Source organism: Alteromonas sp. 07-89-2, from assembly GCF_013113925.1.
Taxonomy (GTDB): Bacteria; Pseudomonadota; Gammaproteobacteria; order Enterobacterales; family Alteromonadaceae; genus Alteromonas; species Alteromonas macleodii.
This window is the reverse complement of sequence record NZ_VTYM01000050.1, coordinates 1-10,984: the sequence shown is the minus strand read 5'-3', so window position 1 is coordinate 10,984 and position 10,984 is coordinate 1. Positions and strand designations below refer to the sequence as shown.

Annotated in this window: 11 protein-coding genes; 3 read left to right on the top strand and 8 right to left on the bottom strand. The window is 42.8% G+C overall.

The window, feature by feature from the left end; all coding sequences use genetic code 11:
- Positions 1–230 precede the first annotated feature (230 nt).
- From F0261_RS19335 to queF, 7 genes are all read right to left on the bottom strand, one after another.
- Entirely contained in the window at positions 231–545 is a 315-nt protein-coding gene (locus F0261_RS19335; RefSeq protein WP_014978538.1) for a helix-hairpin-helix domain-containing protein, read from the bottom strand.
- A 330-nt stretch (positions 546–875) separates the two neighbouring features.
- Positions 876–1,883, bottom strand: a complete 1,008-nt coding sequence (locus F0261_RS19330) for an isocitrate dehydrogenase (RefSeq protein WP_014948534.1) — start codon at positions 1,881–1,883, stop codon at positions 876–878.
- A gap of 230 nt (positions 1,884–2,113) precedes the next feature.
- On the bottom strand, positions 2,114–3,724 hold the full coding sequence (locus F0261_RS19325; RefSeq protein ID WP_171338695.1) for a histidine kinase: 1,611 nt from the start codon (positions 3,722–3,724) through the stop codon (positions 2,114–2,116).
- Between the two features lie 11 nt (positions 3,725–3,735).
- A complete protein-coding gene (locus F0261_RS19320) occupies positions 3,736–4,110 on the bottom strand; it encodes a DUF3192 domain-containing protein (RefSeq protein ID WP_014978539.1) in 375 nt (124 codons plus the stop codon).
- A 187-nt stretch (positions 4,111–4,297) separates the two neighbouring features.
- Positions 4,298–5,674, bottom strand: a complete 1,377-nt coding sequence (ppnN, locus tag F0261_RS19315; protein ID WP_014948537.1) for a nucleotide 5'-monophosphate nucleosidase PpnN — start codon at positions 5,672–5,674, stop codon at positions 4,298–4,300.
- An 11-nt stretch (positions 5,675–5,685) separates the two neighbouring features.
- Positions 5,686–7,242, bottom strand: coding sequence for a diguanylate cyclase (locus F0261_RS19310; RefSeq protein ID WP_171338694.1), 1,557 nt, complete (start codon positions 7,240–7,242; stop codon positions 5,686–5,688).
- A gap of 72 nt (positions 7,243–7,314) precedes the next feature.
- Positions 7,315–8,175 carry an NADPH-dependent 7-cyano-7-deazaguanine reductase QueF gene (gene queF, locus F0261_RS19305; protein ID WP_171338693.1) on the bottom strand — a complete coding sequence of 287 codons (861 nt, stop codon included), beginning with the start codon at positions 8,173–8,175 and terminating at the stop codon, positions 7,315–7,317.
- A gap of 145 nt (positions 8,176–8,320) precedes the next feature.
- Here queF and syd point away from each other — a divergent pair, with 145 nt between their 5' ends.
- Positions 8,321–8,863 (top strand): SecY-interacting protein, encoded by a 543-nt coding sequence (gene syd, locus F0261_RS19300; protein ID WP_171338692.1) that lies wholly within the window; start codon positions 8,321–8,323, stop codon positions 8,861–8,863.
- A gap of 56 nt (positions 8,864–8,919) precedes the next feature.
- Here syd and F0261_RS19295 read toward each other — a convergent pair whose 3' ends face one another.
- The gene (locus tag F0261_RS19295; protein ID WP_232306462.1) at positions 8,920–9,231 is read right to left on the bottom strand and encodes a hypothetical protein; all 312 of its coding nucleotides are present in this window, start codon (positions 9,229–9,231) and stop codon (positions 8,920–8,922) included.
- 298 nt (positions 9,232–9,529) lie between these two features.
- Here F0261_RS19295 and F0261_RS19290 point away from each other — a divergent pair, with 298 nt between their 5' ends.
- Positions 9,530–9,895 (top strand): DUF3192 domain-containing protein, encoded by a 366-nt coding sequence (locus tag F0261_RS19290; protein ID WP_014948542.1) that lies wholly within the window; start codon positions 9,530–9,532, stop codon positions 9,893–9,895.
- Positions 9,896–10,115: 220 nt separating this feature from the next.
- On the top strand, positions 10,116–10,763 hold the full coding sequence (locus tag F0261_RS19285) for a GNAT family N-acetyltransferase (RefSeq protein WP_014978544.1): 648 nt from the start codon (positions 10,116–10,118) through the stop codon (positions 10,761–10,763).
- Positions 10,764–10,984 lie beyond the last annotated feature (221 nt).

Genomic DNA, 10,984 nt, shown 5'->3' with positions numbered 1-10,984 from the left:
TGTAATATCCATTTGGGTCTCCTCACCTTGTTAACTTGATTGTTCAATTCCAAGTTTGGCACATTGCGATGCCGTTTGAGGGGGGAGACCATTCCATCGTTGACTCTTTAGTGTAGATGAAAGAACAGCAGGCCTAAGGCAACTAAATAGCGTTAAACGATTAAAAATGCGCCCTTGCGGCGCATTTTTTGTGTGTGGAGCCAGCGTACCGCCTATTCGCTTTAGTCCTTCTATCTTACCTGTACATAGCCTTCAATTTTATTAAGCATCTTTTCACCGATACCTTTCACTTGAGTTAATTGTGCGACCTCAAGAAACGGGCCTACTTCTTCGCGATATTTAATGATAGCTTTCGCTTTAGATTGTCCAACGCCGGGTAGGGTAATTAATTGCTCTACGGTCGCCGAGTTTAAATCGATACGTTGTTGTTGGCTTGTACCTTCATTAGCTTGCGCATTTTCGCTATCCGCTGGTTGAGCGTGAACCGCTGGCGTTTGAATGGCTAGTGCAGATAGTACGAGTAAACCTGAGATTAATTTTTTCATCATCTTTCCTTGTATGTTGCTAAGCGCGCCATAAAGCGTTATCGGCGCAATATTTAAGTAAATGGGTTTAAGTTATGTACCAAAGCGCGCTGACTTTTGTAACCTAGATGCAAGCGGAGCAGGCCTCTTTAAAAACTTCCTGTCCGCTGTTGTGACCAAGTTACAAAGCTCAGCACACTTCAACGTGTACAAAGGAAATAATAAAGGTGAACGAGAAAAGCGGTAGTCCAGTTTTAGTACAGTTTAAAGCAGGGGAGTGATTAATAGAGGCATAAAAAAACGGGCTATTAAGCCCGTTTTGAAATAATTGAAAGGTGTAAGCTAAAATGCTTATAGGCGGTCAAGAAGCGCCTGAGTGAACTCGGTTGTACCTGCTTCACCACCAAGGTCACGTGTTGTGCGATCGCCAGACTCGATTACGTCTTTTAGTGCTGCGCGAATTTTCTCTGCTTTATCGCCCATGTTTAGGTACTCAAGCATTTGCGCTGCTGCCAAGATTACTGACGTCGGGTTAGCTAAGTTCTTACCAGCAATGTCTGGTGCAGAGCCGTGAACGGCTTCGAAGATTGCACAATCTTCACCGATGTTTGCACCTGGTGCCATACCAAGACCACCGACAAGACCAGCACATAGGTCAGATAGAATGTCACCGAAAAGGTTAGTCGTAACGATAACGTCAAACTGATGCGGGTTCATCACAAGCTGCATACAGCAGTTATCAACGATCATTTCAGCCGACTCGATGTCAGGATAACGCTCACCAACTTCACGGGCTACTTTAAGGAAAAGACCTGATGTTGACTTAAGGATGTTAGCTTTGTGAACAGCTGTTACTTTCTTACGACCTTCACGGCGTGCTAATTCATAAGCAAAAACAACGATTTTTTCAGCGCCGTCACGAGTGATCTTACTCATTGCTTCAGCTTCGTTACCGTCTTCTGATACAACTTGGCCAAGACCAGAGTACATACCTTGCGTGTTTTCACGAACGGTAATGATATCGATGTCTTCGTAACGTGCTTTTGTGCCTTTGAATGACATCACAGGACGAAGGTTTGCGTACAGTTTGAACTGCTTGCGAAGACTAACGTTGATTGAAGTAAAACCTTCACCAACGGGGGTCGTTAAAGGACCTTTAAGCGCAACTTTGTTTTTTGCGATTAGGTCTAAAGTTTCTTGAGGTAGAAGCTCGCCATGTTCTTCCAGTGCGACTAGGCCAGCATCGGCATAGTCATAGGCAAAGTCACAGCCAACCTTATCTAAAATTTTTGTGGTTGCATCGATAATGTCCGGGCCAATGCCGTCACCGCGAATGACTGTAATACGTTGCTGAGTCATGTGGAGGGATCCTCTGGTAATTCTGTTGTCAAAATCGTTAGGTTTATTCAATTTGTAGCTTGGCGTTTATGAGCCAATTTCTGCCTGCTTACTTATTATAATGGAAAATGTAGGGAAAAAGGGTTAAGCACTGCAAAAGTTGCCGTATTTTATACGATACCTGGCGCAAGTTATAGCCATTCGTAAAGATTAATTAAATAGCTGAGTACGATGTTTAGGAGTAAATGGCGTTACTGCGCAAGCGGACAGAACAAAAGCGACCCATTGGCGTCTAGTGCGTTTACCACATCATCTCGTCGAATACCTAGGATATTTAAAAGTGTTTTGATATTGATATCCTGAAGTAATGAATAAATATCCTGGTTAAATAAGCACGCTTTGGCGAGAGCGAAGCTCAACACCAGAATTGCTTGTTCTTTTTGAAGTGATTTAGGAACGTCCGTGCTTACTTTACTGCATTGGTGTATAACAGCACGCCACGTTGAGCTTTGATGCCAACTTTCAGCAAGTTCAGAAGCGATTGCTAGCCAAGGCGTGTCAGATTTGACTTTGAATGCGCTATTAATGGACACAGCTTTGTTGGGGGCGACGGGTAATGCTCGTGACACTTTAAACCCTGGTAGCGTGAACAAGGGAGTACAAACAAAGGTCATGGTCAATGCGGCAGATTGCGGCGAAAATTTCGAATCGGCGAGTTGTGCGAAATAGCTTGCAAATGAACAAGCCAATAAAGTTAATTGCTTGCACATGCCCATCAGTGGAAATTGGTTTTGCGTTAGCCGTTCTAACAGCGCAAATTGAATAAGCATGTCACCCACACGTTCAATGCCGTAGGTCAAAACCGCCTGTTTAATGCTTTTAACCGGAAGCTGAAGACGGTTGTCCTGACTCGCGGTGTGCATCAAAAAGTGATTAAACGTGGGCACGCTTTCAATTTTTTCGCAAAGTTGTTCAATATCTACATCGCGCTTTTGCAGCTCATCGATAATAGTTATAAGAGCTTTAGGGGGATGCTGAATAGCGAATGTAGAAGGTAAAAATGGTGTGCCGCCATGATTTACTCTCGCAGTGGCGGTATCAGTGTAAAGAGCAACAAAGTGCTCAAACGGCATTGATAGTGAAATGGGAGAGCGTATTGACGATAGAGGAAGCCACTTTCCATCTTCATCGCCTTGGCTAAGCATAAATACGTAGCCGTGATTTTGCTGAATGTCGACTAGCGCGCCCGGTACGCCGTTTGCGTAAACCTTTGCGCCAGGTAGCACACCGTTAAATAGGTTGATAAGTGGTGCAATAAGGTGACGATGATGTGCTGGAAGGCGTAAAACGATCTGAGTGAAAACCTCACAATAATCTGCTTTTTTTGTTTTAGCAGCGAAAACATTTGCTAGGAGACAAAGCCTTTGAACCATATTAAGCCGAATGTCTGCAACGTAGTTAATTGGCTTGTCTGACCGAAATGCTTTTTGAAGTTTAATGATATCCAGCCAAATCGAGAGATTGTGTTTACGCAAAAAGCGAATGATATTGGCCGTTTGGTCGCTTGGTGTTCCTTTACTTGAAAGCCAGAGGGATGCGAGTAAAGACGCAAGCACATGTTGTAAATAGTGGTCGTTTAATCGGCAAAGCTTGCCAAACAGCGCCAATAATAAAAGATGTTGAGTATCTTTGGGAAGGTCATTATCGATGTGTAACGTTGCTGTAGCAAGCGCTGGATTGGCGTTTACTAAGGTCAGGATCCGTTTAGCGATTTTCAACCAATGGTTTATACGCTGCTCGACAGAAAGTTCAGTGTTACCTAACTGAACCAGGCGTTTAAGCGTGGAAATGATGTCGCTCACTCCCCATCCTTCTAACTTTTTTGGTAACTGGAGTAAGCCCCATCACCCCATGCAATAAGTTTGTCGTTTTCAAAAAGCAACGGTGTACATTCATCTTGCGTGGTTAAGCCGTCAGCGCGCACATGTTGTGTCCTAAAAAACATAACTTGAATAGCTGTGGCACCCTGTCGCTTGGCTTCTGTAATGTCAGGTGAGCCTAGTAACGCCAAAACTTCTTCTCTTGTACTGCCTAACTTTAACTTGGTTATTTGGACACGGTTATATTCTTCGCGGTCTTTCCAATCCATATTCTCAGGCTTATCGGGATAGAACGCGATAACCATAAAAACAAACACCGCATAAAGGGCAATGCCAGCTAAAATTAGACGAATAACCTTGGTATTCATGACCGTTACTTCTCGTTTTTCTTTACTTGAATGCTACTGCAAGCCAAAGCCCGACATTGTTCGGGAGCCGAGCATAGGCTAAATGTGTACTTCATTCGTTAAACAATACTCTCTAATAGTGTACCGCAAAACGACTACTAAACATAAGTAGTAAACGTAAGCAAATGCGTCTTGCCACGGTCTTGTGTTATTCGCTGTTTCTCTTATCGTTCTTTACAACGTAGCATGGTTCGTACGCGCTACCAGGCAGTTTCATTCTATGCTGTTTTACAAACGACTCGAGTAGCGTATCAACCTTCTCCATCAGTGTACTATCACCGGTGAGCTCAAACGGACCATGTTTTTTGATCTGAGCAATGCCTTCTGCTTTTACGTTACCCGCAACAATGCCTGAAAACGCTTTGCGCAAATTGGCCGCTAGATCACTTTTACTTTGATCTAAGTGCAGTTGAAGGTCGGCCATACTCTCATGCGTTGGAATAAAGGGCTGTTGAAAGTCTTGTTCAATTTTTAATGACCAATTAAAGCTGAATGCGTCACCCATCGCACCTCTGAACTTCTTCACTTTTTCAAGGTGTTTATTCATGGTGCGTGCTACTTCTTCTGGGTCATCTACAATGATTTGATATTTTGATTGTGCTTCTGGACCCAGTGTTGCACCAACAAAAGCGTCTATAGCTTCAAAGTATTCTTCGCTACCAGCAGGCCCTGTTAAAATAAAAGGAAAAGGTTGCTGCGCATTGCGTTCATTCATCAAAATGCCAAGCAGATAAAGTAATTCTTCGGCAGTGCCTACACCGCCTGGAAACACGATAATGCCATGTCCGAGTCTAACAAACGCCTCTAAACGCTTTTCAATATCAGGCATGATAATGAGCTCGTTGACAATGGCGTTGGGTGGCTCGGCGGCAATAATACTCGGCTCAGAAATGCCAATGTAACGGCCTGTCTTGTGGCGCTGCTTTGCATGACCGATGGTAGCGCCCTTCATTGGCCCCTTCATTGCTCCAGGCCCACATCCTGTGCAGATATTCATGTCACGTAAGCCGAGCTGATAGCCCACTTCTTTCGTGTATTTGTACTCAACTTGATTAATGGAATGGCCGCCCCAGCAGACAATTGTGTTTACGCCATCGTTCCCTTCAAGCGCTTTAGCATGGCGTAGCATGTCAAACACCATGTCTGTGATGTCGTTACCTTCAGCCGGTGCGGTTTGGTGAAGAAATGCGTACTTGTTGCCCATATAAAGCAGGTCGCGAAGGACCGCAAATAGATGTTCGTGCACACCACGAACGAGTTTTTCGTCAACGAAAGCTACTTCAGGAGGGTTCACGAGTTCTATTTTTACGCCCCGTTCACGACGAATGAGTTTTATTTCAAAATTTTCATAAGGAGCAAAAAGTGCTTCGAAATTGTCTTCGTCAACGCCGCTGTTCAATACTGCAAGGCAACAGTTTCTGAACATAGCAAAGAGCTCGCTGTTAGTGGCGTCTTGAAGGCGAGAAACTTCTACTTGTGATAGCTGGCTCATCCAGCCAACAGGGTTAAGCTGCACTTTCTTCATATTTTTACTTCCTATAAGTCAGTGCTTAAATCAGTGACTACGAGGTTGCGGCCGTTCCGTTTTGCTTTATAGAGGTACTCATCGGCGCGTTCAAACACAGTTTCGGTAGTATCATTGTCATTGAAACAGGTTGCGCCAAAAGATGCGGTGATTTTTACTTTTTCTTGCTTGAATTTAAACGGCATTGCAGCAAGTTTAGTTCTAACTTCATTAAGCTTTTTATCTATATCTGCCATCTGCGCCTGAGGCAGTAGCATTACAAACTCTTCTCCTCCCCACCTGGCAATAAAATCATTTTCGGACAAACTTTGCTTTAAGAATTTACTCACTACCTGAAGGGTTTTATCGCCTGCTGCGTGCCCGAATCTATCGTTGATCGACTTGAAATGATCAATGTCCACAACGGCGACCGCAAGCAAGTCACCATTTTCTTTAAATTTAGTGAAAGCCGCTTCCAGTCTCTCATTATACGCCTGCCTGTTTGGAAGCCGAGTGAGGGGGTCGGTGCGGCTTTGCATTGCTTGTTCGGCCAGCTTCTTTTTATAGACGCTGGTTTGCTGCTGAAGTGTATCTATTCGCGATTGCATAGAGGAGAGCAGTGCCATTAGCGCTTCTTGACCTTGCTGATCGTTGCTTTGTTGCTCGCTTAACGTAGTCACAAGCTTTTCTACGCGAAACTGTGTCTGCTCTTTAAGTGCTTCTAGAGAACTGCTTTCCGATACGGCTGCTTCGATGTGAATAATGTCACGTTTAAGTTGCTCATTACCAGCTTGGCGCTGCTCGAACTGGGCTTGGCTGCCTTGGATCGTATTGCTGACGTCGCTACTCACTTCACCTAATGAACGGTGCAGACTCTGAATCACTTTTCCTGTTAAGCTCGCCTCTGACATAGCGTCTTGAACGATCATGCGCAAAATTACAACGCAGCTTTTAAGCAGCTGGTCTTCATCCATGCCTTCATCAAGACGTTGCTTTATATCATTGAGTTGCTGATCGTTAGGCTTTTTTTGCGCATAAGAAGCAATAAGGTGATTAAGCTCAACCAAAATAGAACGGTAGTGAGGGTTATCATCTTTAATCGAATGAGTCGATGTGCTTTCATTATGAGTGGACTTAGTTTCTGTAATTTCAGATGGCTCAAGTCCAACCATTTCCTTGTTGAGCGCAATGCGGTGAAGCGCAATGGCTTTTGAGTAAAGTTTATAAATACTGAAGATATCACCTACAGGTTGATTTAGCTTAATCAATTCCTGCGTGGTTAACCCTTTTAATTCAGTATCTTCAAATACTATTTTCTGTAGTTGTTTCATTGCATCTTCTAGCGATGAAACAGTATCAACACTGTATTTTCTAAGCGTTATTTCTTGATGCTGAAGTGATTTGTTGAGTTTCTCTATGCTCACAGCGGCAAGACTAAAATTAGGTGTGCCAGAAAGGTGGCCTCGTAACACCTTGAGTTCAGTATCGATCTTATCCGAGAAGCCCTCATAAAATGCTGAGAGTTTCACAATAAACTGACAAAGAAGCGCGTTATTTTGTTTTAGGGTTTGTAGTTGTTTTGCTTCCATAATCTCGTCTTTGTTCTAATTCGCTATTACTGCCGCGGCTTAGGTAGCGTTGGTAGGTACTTCACCGTTATATTACTGACGTGCTTGACGATGATTAGCATAAGGCGCTTCGTAATTTGAACGGAAAGGGTTGATATCTAAACCTCCTCGTCGTGTGTAACGCGCACAAACGGTTAACTTATCTGGCTGACAATGCTGCATGATGTCGTTGTAAATGCGCTCAACGCATTGCTCATGGAACTCGTTGTGTTGCCTAAAGCTAATTAGATATTTCAAAAGCCCTTCGTGTTCAATAGCTTTTCCTTCATACCTTATTTGAATACTAGCCCAATCTGGCTGACTTGTGATTAAACAATTAGATTTAAGTAAATGAGAAACAAGCGTCTCTTGAACTCCTGTTTCATTTTTCGCAACAGTCAAATATTGAGTATTAGGGGAATATTGATCGATTTCTACATCCAGACTATCTAACAAGGTTCCGTTAAATTCTTGGAATTGTAGCGAAGAAAACTGCTCTGGAAGAATTAGTTTTACCTCGACAGGCTCCCCTGCGCACGCTGACAAATCCGCTTGAAGCACTTGTCGTACGTCCTCTGCGGAAGCGAATTTTGTTTGGTTGAAGCTATTCAAATATAGCTTAAATGATTTTGATTCGATTAGATTCTTTGAGGTAATAGGAACGTGACATTCTAAAATTGCCACATTAGGTTTACCCTTTAAATTAAGCCAGGAAAGTTCGTATCCTGTCCAAGTGTCGATACCTTCAAAAGGTAAACCTGAGCCAGATAAGTTCAACGTATCACGACTTAGACTGCGCGGCACGCCTTGCAACAAGTCAGGATTATATTCAAATTCATAGTCAACCTGTTTACCCAAAGAGAGGTCATCAGGTGCAGAGATAGTAATTTTTTGAGGTGAGTTGTCCGTCGACATAAGAACCTTTTATGCATCTACGCGGGATTTAAATTGTTGAACTGCACAGCGACACACAGTCTTACAGCACAGTAGAATTAACCCCAGTATTGACTTAACTGTTTAGTTGTATAGTGTACCCCAAAAATACGCAGGTAACGTCATAATGGCTCTAACAATTTCAGCACAATTAGATAAATTTGTATCATCTTATGTCGAACAGGCCGAGGCCGAGGGACTCAAGATAGCATTTGATAGCGTGTGGCCCTCGCCGTGCTATGAGACGACGGCGCAAGACGGTGAGCTTGTTAGATGGTCTCCTACGCTTCAATCGCCTGTGCAGTCTTTCAGTAATGTTGAAGAGGCATTATCGCTAAAGCTAAATCCTGACTACTGCGAGTATTTTACTCGTTACTACAGCGATAATTTAAAGGCTAACGCGCCGCAAGGTCGCTGTGAATTGCTTCAAGTTTTCAATTCCGAAGACTTCGAGCGACTTCAGCAAAACTTGATTGGGCATTTGTTGATGAAGCAAAGACTTAGGCAAGCGCCAACATTGTTTTTTGGTTTAACTGACGAAGAAGATTTTATTTTAACCGTTGTCAACGAAAGTGGCGAAGTGGCACTCGAGCATGTTGGCAGAGAGCCTGCCAAAATTCTTGCGCCATCTCTTGCGGTGTTTATTGAGCAACTTACACCTGCTATATGACGTTGACGCTGTGACTGTCAATCAGACCTAAAATTACCGGCCTACAAGACTAAAAGCTATTGGGCGTTAATAATTTTATGTAGCGCCCGCTTTAACTCTGCCACTTCTTTTTCTAACGTCTCTACCCGTGCATGCAAATTGCCCGGCTCATCAGTTGTGGCGACAGGATTATGTTGTGCTACGTTTTCGTCGTTAGATACCTCTAGCTTAGGTTTGTGTGCGTTAAATCGCTTAATCGCTTCAATAGCTTCGGTTACCGATACCTTAAAGGGAGCTTTTGCACGTAAAATGCCTACGGACGGTGTTTTTCCTTCTTTATGCATTTGAAGGCACAAAACGTGAAGTTGCTGCAGGTTAGCGTTACTCATAATACGAAAATGGTTCAAAGTCATGAATAGTAGCAGTGTAGCCTGTCTACGTAGTCAATTTCACTAATAAGTTACTGATTTCACTATTTTTCAAAGCCTTCATAGATTGGTGTTGTTAAGATTGGTATAAAAATCAATGATTTAATTTTTGGCCTTAATCTTGTTTACCAATCATAACTTACATTATCACGCATAAACGCAGTGGTTCTTACGTTAGCGTATTTATGTCTATTCAGTGTCGGTTCACAAAGTAGGCGTAGTATCGAATAAAAACAACACACATAATTAAGGAATTCACATGAAAACGGTTCTTCTTTCAGTAGCTTTGGCATCTTCAGTTTTGCTTTCAGGTTGTGTCGTATCAGTAGGTGGCGGTTCAGATAGTCACTATGGTGCTGATTGGGAAGACAGAGAGTTTAACAATCGTAAACACATTGCGAATCTTGAAACAGGGACAACTTACGAAAGTGTATTGAGAAAAATGGGCGTTGCGGATTTCAACGAACTGTTCGAAAAGCAAGACGGCACATATCGCGTACTTTACTACCGAACTCAAAAAACGATGGGCGATGGTATCACCACAAAAGACGAGTGTACGCCGTTAGTTTTCAGAAATGGAAACTTAGTTGGCTGGGGTGACAGTGCTTATAGCTTAATGCACTAATAACCGTTAGTTGGTAATTGATTACGAAAGTAGGCATTACTTACTATCTTTAAATGTTAATAAAAAGTTAACATGCAGGGGTTTTTCGCGTAGGCTAAAGTTTAATCAGTTTAAGTGGGTGGTTGGCGCATTGATAAAAGTTGTGCGGTAGTGTCCACTTCTCCCATTTTATTTAAATGGGTAAAAGCAGCTGTATAACTTTGCGTACAAGGAGCCCCTGATGAATACTGATGCTATTAATAATGCAATAGCCCCCTTGCAAGACACGGTTAAAGCCATCTATCTATCTGTAGATGATCTCAAAGTTGCCGCCTCTATTCTTTACAATGCGTATGTAGATGACCCATTGTTCATTGACATTTTCCAAGCAGAAAAAGAAGGTTATGAAAGCCGTCTACGGTCAGCTATCCGTGAAGAGCTCAATGCATTTTGGGTTGCAGAGCAGCCGATGATTGGCCTGTTCGATGATGAGCGGCTTATTGCCGTTGCATGCTTGACCGCGCCCGATGCAGCATTTGGTTCAGGACGTTACTGGCACTGGAGACTGCGGATGCTTTTGACGGCAGGTTTGTTCGGTACAAAGCAAATGCTAGAAAAAGAAGAAAAAGTGCGAGCATTAGTTCCCGCCGATAACTTCCACATGCTGAGTTTCATCGCAGTACATCCAGATTATCAACATCATGGGCTTGGGCATATTTTACTTGGCGCTATTGATAGTGTGGTAGAGGAAGATGTAAAAAGTGAGGGTGTTTCGGTATTCGTGACCATAGAAAAACATCGCGCTTTCTTTAACGATGACAATTATCAGGTTGTAGGACAACTAAGCCTTTCTCATGTGAACGGTGAGGTAATGTTCAGGCTAAAATGATGCTTTTTTATTCGATGTGATACTCCTACCAAAACCTCACCAGTTGTAGTTCCAATCTTTACACCAAATTTACTACAGCGTTTGTAAGACATTTCCTACAAACGCTGTGAGTGATCTTACCTAAATGATGAAAGATTAATTTATACTAAAGTATAAAACTATTGATTATATTGAAGTTTTTAAAAATTAGTCAAAAGTCGTACAAGAATCTTTCTTAAATC

Coding starts and splice junctions, on each gene's coding strand:
- F0261_RS19335 (WP_014978538.1), bottom strand. CDS start 545: ATGAAAAAATTAATCTCAGGTTTACTCGTACTATCTGCACTAGCCATT.
- F0261_RS19330 (WP_014948534.1), bottom strand. CDS start 1,883: ATGACTCAGCAACGTATTACAGTCATTCGCGGTGACGGCATTGGCCCG.
- F0261_RS19320 (WP_014978539.1), bottom strand. CDS start 4,110: ATGAATACCAAGGTTATTCGTCTAATTTTAGCTGGCATTGCCCTTTAT.
- ppnN (WP_014948537.1), bottom strand. CDS start 5,674: ATGAAGAAAGTGCAGCTTAACCCTGTTGGCTGGATGAGCCAGCTATCA.
- F0261_RS19310 (WP_171338694.1), bottom strand. CDS start 7,242: ATGGAAGCAAAACAACTACAAACCCTAAAACAAAATAACGCGCTTCTT.
- queF (WP_171338693.1), bottom strand. CDS start 8,175: ATGTCGACGGACAACTCACCTCAAAAAATTACTATCTCTGCACCTGAT.
- syd (WP_171338692.1), top strand. CDS start 8,321: ATGGCTCTAACAATTTCAGCACAATTAGATAAATTTGTATCATCTTAT.
- F0261_RS19295 (WP_232306462.1), bottom strand. CDS start 9,231: ATGAGTAACGCTAACCTGCAGCAACTTCACGTTTTGTGCCTTCAAATG.
- F0261_RS19290 (WP_014948542.1), top strand. CDS start 9,530: ATGAAAACGGTTCTTCTTTCAGTAGCTTTGGCATCTTCAGTTTTGCTT.
- F0261_RS19285 (WP_014978544.1), top strand. CDS start 10,116: ATGAATACTGATGCTATTAATAATGCAATAGCCCCCTTGCAAGACACG.